Source organism: Butyrivibrio sp. Su6 (genome assembly GCF_900108105.1).
Classification (GTDB): Bacteria; Bacillota; Clostridia; order Lachnospirales; family Lachnospiraceae; genus Butyrivibrio.
Genome location: NZ_FNUR01000015.1, coordinates 44196 through 61636 on the forward strand (window position 1 = coordinate 44196; position 17441 = coordinate 61636).

19 protein-coding genes are annotated in these 17441 nt (G+C 38.1%); 16 read left to right on the forward strand and 3 right to left on the reverse strand.

Features of this window, described 5'->3' with window-relative positions; all coding sequences use genetic code 11:
* Positions 1-49 precede the first annotated feature (49 nt).
* Positions 50-397 (reverse strand): helix-turn-helix domain-containing protein, encoded by a 348-nt coding sequence (locus tag C4S54_RS14075; RefSeq protein WP_103870081.1) that lies wholly within the window; start codon positions 395-397, stop codon positions 50-52.
* 184 nt (positions 398-581) lie between these two features.
* On the opposite strand from C4S54_RS14075, the gene C4S54_RS14080 reads away from it, so the two are divergent.
* From C4S54_RS14080 to C4S54_RS14155, 16 genes are all read left to right on the forward strand, one after another.
* Positions 582-773: a hypothetical protein gene (locus C4S54_RS14080; RefSeq protein WP_103870082.1), complete on the forward strand. Its 192-nt coding sequence runs from the start codon at positions 582-584 to the stop codon at positions 771-773.
* Positions 774-933: 160 nt separating this feature from the next.
* Positions 934-1800 carry a BRO-N domain-containing protein gene (locus C4S54_RS14085; RefSeq protein WP_330405694.1) on the forward strand — a complete coding sequence of 289 codons (867 nt, stop codon included), beginning with the start codon at positions 934-936 and terminating at the stop codon, positions 1798-1800.
* Between the two features lie 211 nt (positions 1801-2011).
* Positions 2012-2515: an RNA polymerase sigma factor gene (locus C4S54_RS14090; RefSeq protein WP_103870084.1), complete on the forward strand. Its 504-nt coding sequence runs from the start codon at positions 2012-2014 to the stop codon at positions 2513-2515.
* Entirely contained in the window at positions 2508-3305 is a 798-nt protein-coding gene (locus C4S54_RS14095; RefSeq protein WP_103870085.1) for a hypothetical protein, read from the forward strand. Before C4S54_RS14090 ends, C4S54_RS14095 begins: the two co-directional genes overlap by 8 nt.
* A 78-nt stretch (positions 3306-3383) precedes the next feature.
* The gene (locus C4S54_RS14100; RefSeq protein WP_103870086.1) at positions 3384-4103 is read left to right on the forward strand and encodes a LytR/AlgR family response regulator transcription factor; all 720 of its coding nucleotides are present in this window, start codon (positions 3384-3386) and stop codon (positions 4101-4103) included.
* A gap of 18 nt (positions 4104-4121) precedes the next feature.
* A complete protein-coding gene (locus tag C4S54_RS14105; RefSeq protein WP_103870087.1) occupies positions 4122-5741 on the forward strand; it encodes a histidine kinase N-terminal 7TM domain-containing protein in 1620 nt (539 codons plus the stop codon).
* Between the two features lie 185 nt (positions 5742-5926).
* Positions 5927-6832: a hypothetical protein gene (locus C4S54_RS14110; RefSeq protein WP_103870088.1), complete on the forward strand. Its 906-nt coding sequence runs from the start codon at positions 5927-5929 to the stop codon at positions 6830-6832.
* A 22-nt stretch (positions 6833-6854) separates the two neighbouring features.
* Positions 6855-7850: an alpha/beta hydrolase gene (locus C4S54_RS14115; RefSeq protein WP_103870089.1), complete on the forward strand. Its 996-nt coding sequence runs from the start codon at positions 6855-6857 to the stop codon at positions 7848-7850.
* Positions 7834-8655, forward strand: coding sequence for a CPBP family intramembrane glutamic endopeptidase (locus C4S54_RS14120; RefSeq protein ID WP_103870090.1), 822 nt, complete (start codon positions 7834-7836; stop codon positions 8653-8655). The genes C4S54_RS14115 and C4S54_RS14120 overlap by 17 nt, the downstream gene beginning before the upstream one ends.
* A gap of 59 nt (positions 8656-8714) precedes the next feature.
* Complete coding sequence (locus C4S54_RS14125; RefSeq protein WP_103870091.1) at positions 8715-9143, forward strand: ASCH domain-containing protein; 429 nt, start codon at positions 8715-8717, stop codon at positions 9141-9143.
* Positions 9144-9225: 82 nt separating this feature from the next.
* Positions 9226-10023, forward strand: a complete 798-nt coding sequence (locus C4S54_RS14130) for an ATP-binding cassette domain-containing protein (protein WP_103870092.1) — start codon at positions 9226-9228, stop codon at positions 10021-10023.
* A 328-nt stretch (positions 10024-10351) separates the two neighbouring features.
* Positions 10352-10738 carry a hypothetical protein gene (locus tag C4S54_RS15885; protein ID WP_146060002.1) on the forward strand — a complete coding sequence of 129 codons (387 nt, stop codon included), beginning with the start codon at positions 10352-10354 and terminating at the stop codon, positions 10736-10738.
* A gap of 20 nt (positions 10739-10758) precedes the next feature.
* Positions 10759-11499, forward strand: a complete 741-nt coding sequence (locus tag C4S54_RS14140) for a nucleoside/nucleotide kinase family protein (RefSeq protein WP_103870094.1) — start codon at positions 10759-10761, stop codon at positions 11497-11499.
* 20 nt (positions 11500-11519) lie between these two features.
* On the forward strand, positions 11520-11999 hold the full coding sequence (gene ybaK, locus C4S54_RS14145) for a Cys-tRNA(Pro) deacylase (protein ID WP_022775745.1): 480 nt from the start codon (positions 11520-11522) through the stop codon (positions 11997-11999).
* Positions 12000-12012: 13 nt separating this feature from the next.
* A complete protein-coding gene (locus C4S54_RS14150; RefSeq protein WP_103870095.1) occupies positions 12013-12963 on the forward strand; it encodes a GTP-binding protein in 951 nt (316 codons plus the stop codon).
* 14 nt (positions 12964-12977) lie between these two features.
* Positions 12978-13919 carry a radical SAM protein gene (locus tag C4S54_RS14155; RefSeq protein WP_103870120.1) on the forward strand — a complete coding sequence of 314 codons (942 nt, stop codon included), beginning with the start codon at positions 12978-12980 and terminating at the stop codon, positions 13917-13919.
* 48 nt (positions 13920-13967) lie between these two features.
* Here C4S54_RS14155 and C4S54_RS14160 read toward each other — a convergent pair whose 3' ends face one another.
* Together C4S54_RS14160 and C4S54_RS14165 are read right to left on the reverse strand one after the other, a co-directional pair.
* On the reverse strand, positions 13968-15662 hold the full coding sequence (locus C4S54_RS14160) for a GGDEF domain-containing protein (protein WP_103870096.1): 1695 nt from the start codon (positions 15660-15662) through the stop codon (positions 13968-13970).
* Positions 15652-17430, reverse strand: a complete 1779-nt coding sequence (locus tag C4S54_RS14165) for a GGDEF domain-containing protein (RefSeq protein WP_103870097.1) — start codon at positions 17428-17430, stop codon at positions 15652-15654. Before C4S54_RS14165 ends, C4S54_RS14160 begins: the two co-directional genes overlap by 11 nt.
* Between the last annotated feature and the right edge of the window lie 11 nt (positions 17431-17441).

The window sequence follows — 17441 nt, forward strand, 5'->3', positions numbered from 1 at the left end:
AACAGACCTTGAAAAGGACTAACGAGGCTCCTTTCCAAGGTCTGTTCTTTTAGCTTATTCCTGCTATTTTGTTTGCGTATGTAATTAACCGTTTTCTCGTTTCGTTTTCCGGATTTTGGCATAATTTGATGATTTCGAATAGTTCCGAATCTGATGCTCTTGATATGGTATAGGATATGGGGCTGGAATCATCGGTAAGGTTCATCAGGTATTCTTTGGAAGTATCCAAAACCTGAGCAATCACTTCTAAAGTCTGTATAGAAGGTGTTCTGGCGCCTGATTCGTACCTCAGATAAGCAGGTTGAGAGAGCTGCATTCTTTTGGCTGCTTCCATCTTGCTGATCCCAAGTTTTTCTCTGCACTCTTTTAATCTGTTTATATTCAGTGAAATACTCATACTTTCTGAAAACTCCTTCGAAAACAGTATTTGATTTCGGTGTTATCTGTTGATTATACCATTGGAATATGATACCATCAACACATACCAATGGTATATAAGAAAATAAATTTTGATACCTAAGCAAATCCTCTGACATTGGAGGGGGAAGGTTTTGCTGGAGCGGATGAGGAGAAATCGAACGATGGCACCGAATATAAAAGATATGGAGAACAGACTGAACACATTGTATTGGACTGATTCTGAAAAGTACATGGAATTATTGGATGTGATAAAAGGGATGGGTTTTAAAGTCTATCGAAATCCTAAGGGAAAGCATAGAGTGCAGATGGACATGAGCAATGCTTTTGGCGGTATATTTAAAGACATATTGTAATGCTGATATGAAAGGGGGTTATGGTATGAACCGTCAACCAAAACAGAATACTATTTTGAAGGAGAGGATTATATAATTAAACATGATGGTAAAATTGACATGCCAGATGATATAATGCGTTTCATTCGAACAAAATGTCAAATAATGAGGAATGAGAAAAATGGGGAATGATAAAATACAGTTATTTGAAAATCAGCCGATTAGGACAGCGTGGGTAGAAGAAGAGGAGGAATGGTATTTCTCTGTTGTTGATGTGGTCAGAATATTAACAGAACAGCCGGATACAGACGGTGCCAGGAATTATTGGAAGGTTCTGAAAAAGAGAATAAAAGAGGAAGGAAATGAACTGGTTACAAATTGTAACCAGTTGAAAATGAAAGCTCAGGATGGGAAAATGAGGTTGACAGATGTTGCTAATGCGGAGCAGCTTCTTCGCATTATCCAGTCGATTCCATCAAAGAAAGCAGAGCCCTTTAAGCTATGGCTTGCCCAGGTAGGACGAGAGAGGATGGAAGAAGTAATAGATCCTGAGCTTACAATAGAGCGTGCCCTTGAAACGTATGCCAAGAAAGGCTATTCAAGAGAATGGATCAATCAACGTTTGCAGGCAATTCAGGTGCGAAAAGAGCTTACTGATGAGTGGGACAAGCGAGGAGTCAAAAAGGGCGTTGAGTATGCTATTCTAACAGACGAAATTACAAAGGCATGGTCTGGAATGACAACAAGGCAATATAAGAACCTCAAAGGCCTGAAGAAAGAGAATCTTAGGGATAATATGTCGACTTTGGAACTGGTGCTTAATATGCTTGCAGAGGCAACTACAGCAGAAATCTCAAAGGAGAAGAAACCGGAGACTTTTGAAGATAACCGCATTGTGGCAAACGAAGGTGGTGCAGCAGCTGGAGAAGCTAGAGCTGCTGTTGAAAAAAGAACAGGTAAACCAGTTATAACCAACAAGAGCGCAAACGAACTACAGAATCTGGTTACCGGTCTAATTGAGGATATCGGAAAGCCAAACGACAATTAACGACTAAGAAAGAAAGCAAATTAAACGTATCTACGAAATCAAAGCATGAAAAAAGCTGAGCTATAAAAAGTTCAGCTTTATTATTTTACACAAAAAGTAATGAAGTCATGGTTACATTTTTGAAAAAATTTTTTTTCAGGTGATATATTTCTGCGGTTAGAATCGTATTATAGTTAGAAGGCCTTCTAAAAAACAGAAAGGGAGTTTTGTTATGGAGGAAAAAGAAGCAAGGCGGATACTGGAAACATACGCTGACATGATACTTAGAATCAGTTATAGTTACCTTCGCCATACATATGATGCAGAGGACATCTGCCAGAATGTAATACTGAAATACCTGTCCTCCCACCAAAGATTTGATAGTCGCGAGCATGAAAAAGCCTGGATTATCAGGACTACAATCAATGCGTGCAAGGATCTGAGAAAGAGTGCTTTCTTCAGAAATACGATAGGACTAGATGCGTTAACGGAAAGGGCTGTACCGGAGGAACCGGTGTCTGTTCTTACAGAAGAGCTTAAAAAGCTTCCGGCAAATTACAGGATAAGCATCCACCTCTTTTATTACGAAGAGTATACCATCAAAGAAATTGCCCAGATCCTTGGAAAAAGAGAAACCGTAGTTGCCAATTATCTATCAAGAGGCAGGAAAAGGCTCAAGGACTCATTATCTAAGAATTCTCGTTTTTTACTAAAGGAAGGTGAAGCATATGAATGATCAGATAAAAGAGATTTATAACCACTCCATGAATGAACTCTGTTTCTCAGGACAAGCTAAAGAAAAAATGTTACGCGTGATAAGCGAGCAGTACTCAGAACAGAACATTGGAGGAAAGATTATGAAGGCAGGTTTCAGCTTTAAGAAAGCAGGTATCGTTGCAGTAGCATGTGTAATGCTCATTGGAACTACTGCATTTGCAGGAAGTAGCATTGTTTCGAGCATTGAAAGCCACAACAGGATTGGCAGTGAGATTACAGCATATGAGGATATGGCAAAACTTGAAAGGACTATCAGCATGGATGTCCTTACGGTTAAAAAGTTCAGCAATGGCTTTACATTCAGTAACGCCGAAATCATTGATGTGTCAGATTATAACGAGGAAGGAGCAGATCTTGCGGATATTTCAGGAGTTAACGTCACATATACAAAAGACGCAATGGCTGATATCTACTTGAATGCCGAGCCGGTAAGCACCTTAAGAAGCTATGAAGACACGTCTATGGAAACGAGGATGGTCGGTGATGTTGCCGTAAAATACAGCCTGGATGAATATCTTTTCCTTCCGCCTAGCATGGAAGGACAGGTATCACAGGAACTTATTGACAGGATGGAAAATGATGACCATTTCTTCATTAGCTATGGTTCAGATCAGGAAGAAACTCAGATGATCACAAATCTTTCATTTGATGTTGATGGCGTTCACTACTGTCTTACGACCTTCGATACAACATTAACTGTAGATGAACTTTTTGGTATGGCAGGTGAATTGATTATATCAGGAAAATAATATATAACTATTATTGAGAGCTGTCTGTATTCGGGCAGCTCCCATTTTGCTTGCATAAATAGTAGGGGGATTTTTCAAATGTTGCGTATAGCTGTTTGTGATGATGATATAGCAGATTGCGACAGAATATATGGGTTTGTTCAAGATTATATAAATAGAAATGATTTGGTTGCAGATGTGAGAAAGTATACTCACCCAGATTTAATGCTAACTGAGAGTGTGGCCTTTCATCCCAATATCTATATTTTAGACATTGTTATGCCCATGCTTACTGGCTTAGAAGCAGCCAAAGAAGTTCGTTGGACCCAAAAAAATGCCCAGATTATTTTTGCAACTTCTGAAAAATCTTATGCTTTAGAGGCATATGATGTTAGCCCTATTAATTATATTTTAAAGCCAGTGGATAAAAATAAGCTGGAACAATCTTTGAATAGGGCTATTTCTAACATTGGGCCTGAGGATGAACAGTCAATCACGGTAAAAATCAAAGGCGGATTTGCCACAATTCGTATATGCGATATTATGTATGTTGATTGCAGTAATCACAAGGTGACATTCCATTTATTATCAAATGATCCAATTGCAACTCCCACCTTACGAATCGGATTTGCAGAATATGTCGAGGAGTTACTTCCGACTGACATGTTTTTACGATGCCATGAATCCATTGTTGTAAATATAGCAGCTATAGATAAATTGGTGAAATATGAAATAGCACTTCGTAACAAGGAGATTATTCCTGTTTCTAGAAATCGTTATGATGAAATAGCATCAGCTTATATGGATTATAGACTTTAATAATACAAAGGGAAAATAATGCAGACCTACGTCGTTTCAATTCTTTACATCAGTATCATTATTTTGTTTTTGGAATGCTATACAGTTTTTAAGAACATGAAGTCAAAGCTGCACCAGTATTTGTTCTTTTGCTGTGTGGCCATGCTTGTAAACAATATTGGCTACTTGCTGGGGATTCAATCAACTTCGCTAGAATCCCGTGTTTTGGCTGTAAAGTTTTCATATGCTGGGAGAGTGTGGATCGCCTACACACTCTTTATGTTTGCCATAGAATTGTGCCAGGTGAATTTTCCGCGAATCGCTAAAGAGGTGCTGCTCTTTATGCATGCGAGTATTTATATTTCGGTCTTAACAGTAGGAAAGCATTGTCTTTATTACACTTGGGTTGAATCTGTATATGAGAATGGCATACTTGTTCTAAAGCATGGTTGTGGTATCTTTTATCATATTTTGATGTTTATGCAAATGCTATACATTATCTTTGGATTTTATATGTTGTTTTCCACTTATAGGATATTGAAGAATCCAATTACCAAGAAATGCTTTAGAACTGTGACTTTGGCAATACTATCACTTAGTATTTTTTACATTATTCAAATCACTCATATTCTTCCGATTTCTCAGGTGTTCGATCTATCTGTTATAGGAAATATTGTGCTGGTTATACTTCTTTATGTGGCAATAGTAAGGTGTAATCTGCTTAGCCTCATAGAAATGGCAAAGGACTATATTATAGATGGTTTGACAGAGGGAATAATTGCTGTGGATACTGTGGGCAAAGTAAAGTATTACAACAAGCTGGCATTGAAAATATTCCCTGAGATTATTGAGCCAAATGCAGATCTGCCATCGGCCCTGACAGAGGCAATTACTAGTGATAATGAGTACACTTTCGATAATCGTATATACGTTATAGAGAAAAATGTTTTACATAACGATTATTGTGTAGTTGGTGATATATATGTGCTTTCTGATGCCACAGATTTAAAAGAAAAAGAGTACAAGCTAAAAGCTGATGCTCAGCTATATCAGCTGGCTGCAAAAACAATGAAGGAGAGATTGTTGCTTGCAGAAGAATTTGTGAAGCAGGATAGAAAACTGCGACATGACAGGAGACATTTTGAAGCGCTTTTAATGACATTGCTTCAGGATGGGAATGTGGACGAAGCAAAGAAATATCTTTCGGAGCAGTTGGCGGAGGAGCCAGGGACAATCAAAAGATACTGTGATAATACCACTATCAATGTGGCACTGATGTTTTATGTAAATGCCGCAGAAAAGAATAATATATCGGTGGAGACTAATATTAGTATTCCAGCAACTATTTCTATGGATGATCTGCACCTTGGAATTGTAATGGCTAATTTGCTTGAGAATGCCATCAATGCCTGCAAAAATGTACCTGAAGACAAACGTTTTATCCATATCAAAGCGGTATATAAAGAGCAGCTGCTTTTAGAAATTGAGAATTCATGTGCTTCAAAAGTACCTTTAAATGAAAAGGGATATCCATTCTCCAATGAAGTTGGGCATGGCATCGGAACCCAAAGTGTGCTGTCTTTCGTGGAAGAAACGGGAGGTTTCATTCAATATGAATCAAACGATAATTCATTCAAAGTGCGGATGATTTTGAATTAATGTAAAAACCATAAATATGTTTACAGAGGCAATCTTCACGGAGGATTGTCTTTTTTTTGAGTAATCCAGTTATTGAAAGTAAACGACAAAGCGTGTGTAATGAAATACCAATTAAGTGTAAAAAAACACATTTGACATTTGGGTGCTAACATTATCAATCGTGAAAATAAGTTATGGAGGTTGAAATGAAAAGAATAGTAAATTTATTGCTTATGGGCTGCATTTTATTATCACTAGTTGGATGCACGGCATCAGAAAGTAATGCTGAAGGGGTAAAAATATCAAATGAAACGGAAGCTGGTCAAGCTGCAGCAGATAATACTGTTCAATCGGAGCAGGTTACAATTGAAGAAAATGTAGGGGTCGGAAACGTCGATAATGAAAATCAACTCTATGATGTTCAGAAGCTTACAACTTTAGATGGCGGTCTTCTAAAGATTGATCCTGATTGTGACTACCACTTTAAATGGGATACTTCTACTATTGAGGAAAACGAAGACGGAAGCTTTACAGGTACATTTGATTTTGCATACGTTAGGATACCAGTCGTAATCACTAAAGAGGTGTTTTCAAGCATCGAGGTTGGATGCGAATTGCCAAAGATTGATCATCTTGCCTATGAATGGGGGGATTTTAAATGTGTGCAGATTCAAGACGGTAAAAAATTTTTTGTAGATAGCTGCTATGATTCTGTTGATGAAGCCAAGAGCAATGATTCTTTGACAATATGCTTTGACGAATCATGCAAGGATAGTAAAGGAAATATCTTTGCTTGTGTAGAGGATGAAGAAGAGCCTGGGGAATACACACAGGATTATGATTATCATGAATTCAATGAGCAGGTTAAAGTGAAAATAGCAGCAAATGCAAAGATAGAATATATAAAGTCCGTTAAAGATAACGACCTTACATATGACACTGTTGATTTTAAGACTTTTCTATCAGAGGATATAAAGTCTGATTACGGTAATTTTGCTGAAAGAGAGTGGGGAATGAGTACAGACTCGTGGCATGGTACGGGGGAGTTACGTGTTACAGGAAATGAGGCAGGTGAGATAGTGTTTATTGAGGAATTTTGGCCTGCTGGATAAAAACTGATAACGGAGTATTAGTGTGAAAAAAATTATAAATAGAATATTAAAAGTAATTGGCATTGTAATTGCTGTGATATTGTTTATCTGCGTTTTGTTTTTTATATATCACAGAGTTACTTGTATTGATGAGGAAAAAAATCATCCATCTCAATTCAGTTTTGTTGAAGTGGGTGGAAAAAGAATTAGCATGCAAATTCAAGGAGAAGGGGAGCATACAATTGTGCTGCTTCCTGGTCTTGGAACTACTTCTCCAATATATGATTTTGAGCCTTTGGCAGATGAGCTTGCAAAAAATAATCGAGTTATTACATATGAGCCATTTGGATATGGTTACAGTGATATTACTGATAAGCCCAGAACAATTGAAAATGAATGTGAGGAACTGAAACAGGCCTTGGATGCTTCAGGCGTAGAAGGTCCTTATATCTTTATGGCACACTCAGTATATGGGCTTGATAGTATTTATTTTGCAAACAAGTATCCGGAATATGTTGAGGCTGTAGTTGGCATAGATTGCACAATGCCAGCTATGTTATCCTATTTTGGAGAAGAAGTCCCTGCGGATATGCCGATGGCTATGGATTTGATGAGAATAACGGGACTTACAAGACTTTTACAAATGATGAATGAGAATCAGTTTGTATCAGATAATAGTTCAAATCTGTATAGTGAAGAAAATCTGCAAGAGCAGAGAATAATTTCAGCCAGAATAGAAGCCAATAAAAACGTTATTGAGCAATATAATGATCTGGATAATAAAATAAAAGCAACATTTGATTTGAAATACCCTGATTCAATGCCAATTTTGTTCTTTACGACCAATGATGCAGATAAAGAGCAACGTGATGATGGCAAAACAAGCAAGAGTCTATATGAAACCTATATAACGAATCCAGATATTCAATCTGTCATAACATATGATGCTTCGCATTATATGCATTGGACAAAGGCAAAAGAGATGTCAGATGATGTGAATGATTTTATAAAAGAGGTTTTTAATGATAGAAGCAAATAATGACAAGAAAAGTATTGTTGTTTTTTATGTGATTACCTTACTAATAAGTGCAGTGGTAGAAGGAATCACAATAATTACAGGATGTAGGGCTACTATTTTGATACTCATGTGGGTTCCGGGAATTGTCGGAATCATATGTAGCAGAGTCTTTTATCCTAAAGCACATGCGTTGGGAGTGAAAAAGTTTAAGCCACGTTATTTGCTGTTGGCCATACTGATTCCAAATGCTTACCTTATACCTTCTTATATGCTTTCATGGGCAATTTTGAAGGACCCGACAATAGGTGTTGATGAATTGGCGCAAAGATTTACTAATGGAATCGCATTTGATATTCCGGGAATATGCGTCCTTTTTATAGCATTTATTCCAATGCTGATTCTTAGTATGGTGACTGCAGCAGGAGAAGAGCTGGGATGGAGAGGCTATGCATTCCCGATCCTGGCCCGTTTATATGGAACCAAAAAAGCTATTCTGATAAATGGTAGTATATGGGCGGTATGGCACATGCCTATAATTCTTAGCGGACAATATCAGGCAAGTGTGAATATAATATATGGACTAATTAGCTTCTTTATAGAAGTAATGATTTTGACAATGATATTTTGCTGGTCACGAAATTCTAGCGGCAGTGTTATTCCAGCAATTATATTACACGCTTCACACAATTTGGTTGACCAGTCATATTTACAGCCGCTTAGTACAAATGCAAACGTCCCATATCTCAGTGGAGAACAGGGGATTATTACCATTATAGTAGGCGCATTAGTGGCAATTGTATTATGGTCAGTAAAAAATAAGGAGTAATATGTAATAATGAATAGAAATAGGTTCGAATAATCTGTAAGAGTTAAGAAGGGATAAAAATGACAGCAGAACAATTATGGAAACAATCAGGATTATCAGGAGAATACGAAGCGTGGGCATTTTCTGATGCCCCAGATAAATTGGCAGCACTTGTGTGCGAAGGAACAAAAACAGCAACATGTTCATCCTACGACATGTATGCAGTAGAAAATGAACCAATTCCAAAGGTTGGAGAGTACAGCATTATTCTTGATTCTAATGACAATGCAGTTTGTATTGTGCGTACAACTAAGATTACAATTTGTCCTTTTAAGGATGTAACTGCAGAGCACGCATATAAAGAGGGCGAAGGCGATAGGAGTCTCGAATACTGGCGTCAGGTTCATAAGGAATTCTTAGAGAGCGAACTTGAAACGATTAATATGCCTTTTAGTGAAGAGGCAAAGGTTATTTGTGAAGAGTTTGAATTGGTAAACATAACAGCATGAGAATGTAGCTCCAAAAATGAGAGTTTGCATTTTTTATGTTTGTTGCAGCCAGATAATTATGATTTAAAGGCATAGAATAATTATGAGTCTAAACAAAAAAGTAATTACACTTGAAAATGCCTCAAAGGTATATGATGGTAAGTATGTGATAAATAATATTTCACATGAATTTGCCAAAGGAGAATCCATAGCATTATGTGGACATAATGGATGTGGCAAAAGTACAATGCTTAAGCTATTAGCTAGCATTGTTTCGTTAAGCTCTGGGAAAATAGTGTATCAAAAGAAACTTAAATTCGCTTATGTACCTGAAAAGTTTCCAGGTATGGAAATATCAATGATTGATTATCTTCAAGGCATTGCCAGGATAGAAAGAGTGGATTTTTCGCTAGTGAATGAACTGATCAGTGAATTCTACTTGGAATCCATGATCAAAACAAGATTAAACAAACTATCAAAGGGAAGCCTTCAAAAAGTAGGAGTTATTCAGGCTATTCTTGCACCGAGGGATGTGATTTTTCTTGATGAACCTCTTTCAGGTCAGGATGCAGACTCTCAGAAAATGTTTATAACAAAAATGAATGAATTGAGGAACAAGGGAGTTACGATCTTCATGGCTTGTCATGAGAAGATGCTGATAAATGAGTTGTCTGACAAGGTCTATACGATAGATAAAGGAAAACTCATGGAAGTAAAGAACCCAGGAGAGTTACAATATTTGGTCTATGTTAGAAAATGCCCCAAGCTACAAGCTTGGCTTGGTATGAAAAGTAATGGTGATAGGTATGAAATTACGGTAAAGGAAGCAGTGTTAAAGGAAATGGTGCTAAAACTATACGATGAGGGTTGGGAAATTGTTGGGATTGAGAAACTTGATTGAAATATATAGATTAAGGTTAAAAATGCTGAAGAAAAGCTCTACATTAACGATTCCTACAGTTGTCACTCTGATTTTTCTCGGAGCAATGTATTCTGTAGCACCGCATGGTATATGTAGTAGTTTTTTACTGTCTGCGCTTTTCATATACTTTATATGTCTGTTTCTGTCTATATACTTGAATGGTGAAGAGAATGATATATATGAAGAAACGCTATTCCTGCATTGTTTGGACATTCATAGCTATTACTTTTCGCGCGAACTGTTATTAATTACATTGGATTTATGCTATACACTTGTGCTGACATTAGTGCCTACGATATTGTTTTTGATGGATAATGGCAGATTTAACAGGCAGATGGAACTTGCAGATATTTCATGTGGAGGGGTACATATTTTCATGTGTGGACTCGGGGGTATGATGACAGGAGATTTTTTTCACCCAAGAATTCTTAGAAAGAGAAGGGATGCGATAATAGGAGCAATAGCGATTTCCATGCTTGCAGTCTCTAAGGAGGGACTTATTGATTGTTCATCAGCATTTAGTATTTTGAACTTTGTACTCCCGCCTATCACTGATGGGCTCAAATCTGTGGGAAGCAATAGTTATTTTGAACCAAGAGAGATGATGCTGATATGTATGCACTTGGCGGTTTATTGTTTACTAATTATGATAGTAAAAATAAAAATGTTAGAAAAGAAAAAGTTCAGATATTAATATATAGATGAGGAAATATCATGGAATATAACGTAAACATTAACGGAATAGATGTTGATGCTGCATATAGCGATGAGACGATAGAAGAGATAGTAAAGCCGCTTTTAAAGTATATGGCTGACCTGCATGATTCAGAAAAAAGACGCATCCTTGTGATGCTTGCTGCGCCTCCAGGGGCAGGAAAGAGTACATTTGTCAGTTTCCTTGAATACATGGCAAAAGAACTCATCCCAACCAAAAAGGTACAGGCAGTGGGAATGGATGGATTCCATAGAAGGCAGGAGTATTTAACTTCTCATACAACTATAGTTGATGGAAAAGAAATTCCTATGGTTGACATAAAGGGAGCACCTATAACCTTTGATCTTGAAGCGCTAAAAAACAAAATCATAGAATTAAAAGAAAATGCTGTATGTAAGTGGCCTGAGTACAACAGAATGCTCCATAATCCGGTTGAAGATGCAATCACTATAGATGGCGATATAGTTCTTCTTGAGGGCAATTACCTTCTACTTGATGATGATGGCTGGCGTGACATTTCTGAGTATGCGGACTATACTATTTCAATGACAGCAGAACCCCAGATGCTTCGCAAAAGGCTGATCGACAGAAAAACAGCCAGCGGCAATAAAAGAGAGAAAGCTGAAAAGTTTGTGGATTTTAGCGATATGGCAAATGTGAAGATCTGCCTCGAACACAGCAAAAGAGCTGACATGGAGATTAGAATCGATGCTTCTGGGAATCTGGATCTAATTGAATGAGAAATTGGAGATGATATTTAATGGCCAAAGACGATAAAACAAATGTAATGAGAGTTCTTGATGGGAAAAAGATATCCTATAAAAGTCACATGTACGAGCCTGATGCAAGGCTTAGCGGAGAAGAAATAGCCGGGATACTTGGAGAAGACGCTGATAAGGTTTTTAAAACCCTTGTAACCCAGGGAAAAACAGGTCAGTACTATGTTTTTGTTATTCCGGTAAAAGCGGAGCTTGACCTTAAAAAAGCTGCGAAAGCAGTATCAGAGAAGTCAGTTTCCATGATACCTCAAAAAGAACTGCTCCCGCTTACAGGATACGTTCATGGTGGATGCTCACCTATAGGTATGAAAAAGTCCTTCCCTACGGTTATCCATGAAAGTGCATCAAACTATGAGGAAATATTCTTTTCAGCCGGAAAAGTTGGCTACCAGGTGGAAGTTGCGGTAAAAGATATTGAGAAGGTTGTAAGATACACCTTTGCTGATGTATGTACGGAATAATCGGGATAAAGCTATGGTAAAAATAGATCTGATAACCGGATTTCTTGGATCGGGTAAAACAACATTCATAAGAGAATACGCAAAATACCTAATGTCAAAGGGAGAAAAAATCTGCATAATTGAGAATGATTATGGTGCAGTAAACATTGACATGGTTCTTCTTCAGGATCTTTTAGGGGATAATTGTAACCTTGAGATGATTGTTGGAGGCGACGGAAAAGAAGCTCACAGAAGGCGTTTTAGGACCAAACTCATTTCCATGGGAATGAGCGGATACGACAGAGTGATCATTGAGCCATCGGGGATTTATGATGCTGATGAGTTTTTTGATGTGCTATATGATGAGCCTCTTGATAGATGGTATGAGATTGGAAGTGTCATATCAATCGTTGACGCCGAATCAGTACTGCTTCTTGAAGGAACATCAAAGTACTTGTTTATGTCAGAAATAGCATGGGCCGGAAAGCTCCTTATCAGCAAGGTGGATGAAACCACAGATGTCGATCAGATACATGCTTTTATAAATGCAACAATGGAAGAATATGGCTGTAGTGCCAGATTTCAGTTAAAAGACATTTATTCAAAAGCCTTTGATAGTTTATCACCGGATGAATTTGACTCCATTGAAAATGCGGGATATCGCCGCTCCTCATATGCAAAGATGCAGATAGATGATTCTCAATATCAGCCACTGTTTTATTTTGATGTGGAGATGGGAGAGACGCTTTTAAAAGAAACTGCCACAAAGCTTCTTAATGATGAAAAAGCAGGAAAAGTGATCAGAATAAAAGGCTTTGTTAAAACCTCAGATTCTGCGCAGGTTGAAATAAATGCAACGCAAAAAGAAATAAAGATAGAGCCGGTTACCAGCAGCAGAAATGCCATTATTATAATCGGAGAGCATCTCGATAAAGCCTATATAAATGAAATATGGAAAGACTACTGCTCGGTTGTTTCGCTGTAATAAATCAAAAAAGTATGAAATCAACAATAATAGAGTCGGATCTTAATAGAATTAAAGAATATACCTCCTGCACACTTTGTCCCAGAAACTGCCGGGTAGACAGAACAAGTACTCAAGGCTTTTGCAGAGAAAAAGCTACGCTTCACGTGAGTCGCGCCGCCCTTCATATGTGGGAAGAACCATGCATATCAGGCACAAGCGGTTCGGGGACAGTTTTCTTTTCAGGCTGCAATATGGGCTGTGTATTTTGCCAGAACAAAAAGATCAGTCGCGGAGAAGTAGGTAAATACATCTCTCCACAAAGGCTTGTGGATATCTTCTTTGAATTACAGGAAAAAGGTGCAAACAACATCAACCTTGTAACTGCTGATATGTTCATCCCCACAGTGAAAAGAGCTATCGAATGTGCCAAAGACCAAAAGCTTAAAATCCCATTTTTGCTAAATACAGCATCATACATAAATGTTGAGACTTTAAAGAGCTTAGAAGGTCTCATAGATATTTACCTTCCGGATTTTAAGTACATCAAAAATGAAGATGCGATAAGATACAGCAGAGCTCCGGGATATGTAGAGGCTGCCAAGGCAGCAATAGATGAGATGGTAAGGCAGCAGCCAGGGTGCCTGTTCTGGGACGATGAACAAGGCCAGCACCTGATGAAGAAGGGCGTTATCGTAAGGCATCTTTTGATGCCCGGCAAAGTTATCCAGGCCAAGATGATAATCAAATATCTCTATGAAAAATATGGAGATAGTATATACATTAGTCTTATGAATCAGTTTACGCCAAATGGGGAATTACAGGATTATCCTGAGATAGACAGGAAAGTCAGTGGAAGTGAATATCACAGCCTCATAAAGTATGCAGAAAACATGGGGCTTACCAATGGCTTTATCCAGGTTGGAGAGACTGCAAGCGAAAGCTTTATACCAAATTTTAACTGCGAAGGAGTGTAATATCTTGAATACATCATTCAAGAATTCATAATCCTCCGCAGTTTTTTTTTACAGTCTTGCATGAATACCAAGCTGCTCGTGCATGATCTTCTTATTCTCATACATTCTTTGATCAGCCAAAAGATATACTTCGTGAGGGTTGTTTTCCTCAAACTCATGAAGAAATGCAAATCCTGTCGCTACACTTCTCTTGTATTCAGAATAGAGCGCATTCATAACATTCAGAGCGCTGATCATTCTGTCGATCATTGAAGGAATGTCCTTGGTAGAAGAGTTCTTAACAATAGCAATAAATTCATCTCCGCCAATTCTGGCACAGAAGTCATTTTCACCAAAAGTAGTAGAAATTACCTTTGCAAAATCTTTGATGTATTTGTCACCGGTTGGATGACCGAATTTATCATTTACAAGTTTTAGACCATTAAGGTCGATGCTGATGATGCAGTAGTCGTTGGTCTCATTTTTTAACTCCTCAAGCTCTTTATCTGCCTTGGCTCTGTTAGGAAGATTGGTCAGACCATCGGCATAGGCAAGGTGTGACAAAGAGTCATGTTCCTGACGCTGGGCATAGTTCCAGGTGATAAATACAAGGTAATTTGCCAACATCGAAACTACGAGTATAAGGTAACCAAAACATATGATGGTGCGATTAAGCACATGCAAGCTTCTGATGTTGTAGAGCTCGCCAAGATACGACAGGAAATGGATAAAAAGAGTAATCGCAAAACCTGTAATACCATTCATCTGTATCATTCCGGACTTGGAAATATCATGTTTTTTGAGGTTTTTATTAAGAAACCATATAGTCACTACCAAACCGAATATTGCGTCGGCATAATAAAATGGCCTTGTTGTGCGCAGATGAATGTTGAAAGCGTAGTGCAGCAAATACTGAAAGGCAGGAATAATGCAGCTTATGATGGCTATAGCATAAAACATTGCTTTTCGCGTTATTTTCTGTATAGAAAGCTGTATCAGGTAAAAATACGGAACTATCATATATAGCGTGAAAAATTCAATCTGCGTTTCCAATGGAGTGTTGTAAAAAAGTGAAAACAGATTGTAATAGCTCAAAAGCCAGGCGCCGAGATTCATACATAGAAATGATTCCAGAATCTGGGCCTTACTGTTTGGAATAGCGGCAGAGAAAATAAGTGACATAAACAGGTAAGTTATGCCGAAAATGAACATGAATACACCTGTTGCAATAACTACAATATTGTCATGGATCAGTTTTGCCTTTAAATCTTCATTACTTCCAAATAGCGGAACCTCATAATTTTTCGCAGCATTGTGCTCACATACGGTCAGCTTCAGAGTCAGCTCTTTTCCCTGATACTCTCTTGGAAGTGTGATGAAATTGTAGTGCTTACCGATAAAAGAAACTGAGTCATACAGATCAAGCGCATATTCATAGACCAAAAGGTCGTCCACATAACATTCAACTGTTGTGTATTTGCTGCGCCACATAATAGCCGGGAATGGAAGGAAGCCTAAATCCGGAAGAGTAGTCTTGAAAGTTAGCTTATCCCCTCGCTCCAAAGGAGCAGATAACAGTTTATAAAACTGCTTAATTTCCTGATCTTCATATTTGGTACCGTTTATATCAATTTCCCAGCCATCTGCGAGAAGTGCCATTTTAGATTTAGGTGAAAATGAAAAGAAAATATGGCATACGATCTCGATTGCAATAAGGACTGAAAACGCGCATATAAGAGGAATCAAATGCTGTTTATGCTTCATTTGAGCTACCTCCCTTCTGCGAGAAATTCTTTAGAAGATCATCATAGAGCCTTCCAAGGGACTGATTGTGGTGTTGGTTTTTCATAGAGTACATTTTTGTGTCCGCTAAAAGATAAACATCCTGAGCGGTAGCACCTGCTTTAAATGTCAGTTCTTTATTAGTAGCATAGCCCCAGGAAGCGGAATATCTGATGTGTTCTTCTTTGCTTGTTCTGTAGCACATTAAATCAACCATACACTTGATGGCACGCTCGCAGCGATCTTCATCAATGTATGGTAAAACAACTATAAATTCATCTCCGCCCATTCTTCCGATAAGGAGGGCTTCTGTGAAACTCTCTTTCAAAATAGCGGCAAAACCTTTGAGAAGGTGGTCACCTTCAGCGTGTCCGAAATTGTCGTTTGTGTATTTTAGATAATCAAGATCAAGACTTATGATTGTATAGTTACCGTCGAGCTTTGCTAAAGTGAGCTCACACCTTGCCCTGTTGGCAATGCCTGTTAGAGCGTCAGTATAAGCGATTCCTTCCAATTTTTCTTTTACATTTGATTCGCTCAGGTACTCGATTCGATGATAAAAGTAATTCAGAAAAAGACATATCATAAAAAGCAGAGAACCTACAGTTGTAAAATTTATAGTTGCTGACTGCTCGCCTTCGGCAGAGTACTTGAGCAGATTAAAGAATACAATATCTACCTGCGCGCAGATCATAAACAGTAAAAGACCTGTTACAAGGAAGACAGTGGAGAGGGTAACTCCACGGAACTCGGATTTTTCTATGAGACGTTTACGCAAAGACATACTAAGGGTTATTACCATATAAACACCCTGAATAATGACAGTAACATGGAATAACACAACAAAATTACAGATATGAGCGATGTTGAACACATGCATCATTGTAACCGTGAGAACGAACAGAAGGCTTCCCATAAATCCGTAAGTAACAATTTTCTTATTTCGGTCTTTTCCATTAAAGAGAACAAAACCGATAATACTGGGCGGAATCATGAAAAGAGAAAAATATTCCAGGAAGGTATAAAGAGACGGATTATCAGAAACAATCCAGAACAAGTCATTGAAACAAAAGATATATATACCCATGGCAAGGGAAGTCGTGGCGCTAAAAAGGATGCTTGTATCTTTGCTTGAAGATAAAAGCATGAATGGAGAAATGATCAGTAAGATAAATCCGAACATCATAAGGAAGATACCAACTACAACAGAGAGGCGTTTTGGCTCTAGAAGCTGGTTTGAAATGTCATTATAAGTGCCAAGGTACACCGGAGAAAAACCGGAAAAAGCATTGTTTTCCTGTGCTGTAAAACGTATTAGAAGAGTTTTTCCACTGCTATTTTTGGGAAGAGGAACAAAATTGTAGATCTTTGGAACCATTTTGCCTTTCTCAACATAGTCATGTCCAAATGAGTATACAAGTGCGCTGTCTACATAAACATCCACAGTAGAAAGAATACTCCTGAAACAGATGCCGATTGGCACGTCAGTGTAAGAAGTAAGATCAGGGAGATTGGTGCGGATTACGATATTGTCGCCTCTGTTGGCAAGACCCGTGTAAGAATTTACTAAAGACTCAATGTAATGGTATTCGCTGCCACGAGAAATAGTCCAGCCGGAATCCAGCTGGACAAGCTCAAATTCGCTTGGAGTATTAAACTTTGATGTTCCTAAAATCGCTACTGTGAGCACAATTAAGGCTATGCCCAGTAGCGATAGGAAAGCAGTTCTTACTCTGGTTAATACGCTCACGTATTCTTCTC

Bases quoted from the DNA above. Each gene is read 5' to 3' on its own strand.
- C4S54_RS14075 (WP_103870081.1), bottom strand. From the start codon at position 397: ATGAGTATTTCACTGAATATAAACAGATTAAAAGAGTGCAGAGAAAAA.
- C4S54_RS14080 (WP_103870082.1), top strand. From the start codon at position 582: ATGGCACCGAATATAAAAGATATGGAGAACAGACTGAACACATTGTAT.
- C4S54_RS14085 (WP_330405694.1), top strand. From the start codon at position 934: ATGGGGAATGATAAAATACAGTTATTTGAAAATCAGCCGATTAGGACA.
- C4S54_RS14090 (WP_103870084.1), top strand. From the start codon at position 2,012: ATGGAGGAAAAAGAAGCAAGGCGGATACTGGAAACATACGCTGACATG.
- C4S54_RS14095 (WP_103870085.1), top strand. From the start codon at position 2,508: ATGAATGATCAGATAAAAGAGATTTATAACCACTCCATGAATGAACTC.
- C4S54_RS14100 (WP_103870086.1), top strand. From the start codon at position 3,384: ATGTTGCGTATAGCTGTTTGTGATGATGATATAGCAGATTGCGACAGA.
- C4S54_RS14105 (WP_103870087.1), top strand. From the start codon at position 4,122: ATGCAGACCTACGTCGTTTCAATTCTTTACATCAGTATCATTATTTTG.
- C4S54_RS14110 (WP_103870088.1), top strand. From the start codon at position 5,927: ATGAAAAGAATAGTAAATTTATTGCTTATGGGCTGCATTTTATTATCA.
- C4S54_RS14120 (WP_103870090.1), top strand. From the start codon at position 7,834: ATGATAGAAGCAAATAATGACAAGAAAAGTATTGTTGTTTTTTATGTG.
- C4S54_RS14125 (WP_103870091.1), top strand. From the start codon at position 8,715: ATGACAGCAGAACAATTATGGAAACAATCAGGATTATCAGGAGAATAC.
- C4S54_RS14130 (WP_103870092.1), top strand. From the start codon at position 9,226: ATGAGTCTAAACAAAAAAGTAATTACACTTGAAAATGCCTCAAAGGTA.
- C4S54_RS15885 (WP_146060002.1), top strand. From the start codon at position 10,352: ATGGATAATGGCAGATTTAACAGGCAGATGGAACTTGCAGATATTTCA.
- C4S54_RS14140 (WP_103870094.1), top strand. From the start codon at position 10,759: ATGGAATATAACGTAAACATTAACGGAATAGATGTTGATGCTGCATAT.
- ybaK (WP_022775745.1), top strand. From the start codon at position 11,520: ATGGCCAAAGACGATAAAACAAATGTAATGAGAGTTCTTGATGGGAAA.
- C4S54_RS14150 (WP_103870095.1), top strand. From the start codon at position 12,013: ATGGTAAAAATAGATCTGATAACCGGATTTCTTGGATCGGGTAAAACA.
- C4S54_RS14155 (WP_103870120.1), top strand. From the start codon at position 12,978: ATGAAATCAACAATAATAGAGTCGGATCTTAATAGAATTAAAGAATAT.
- C4S54_RS14160 (WP_103870096.1), bottom strand. From the start codon at position 15,662: ATGAAGCATAAACAGCATTTGATTCCTCTTATATGCGCGTTTTCAGTC.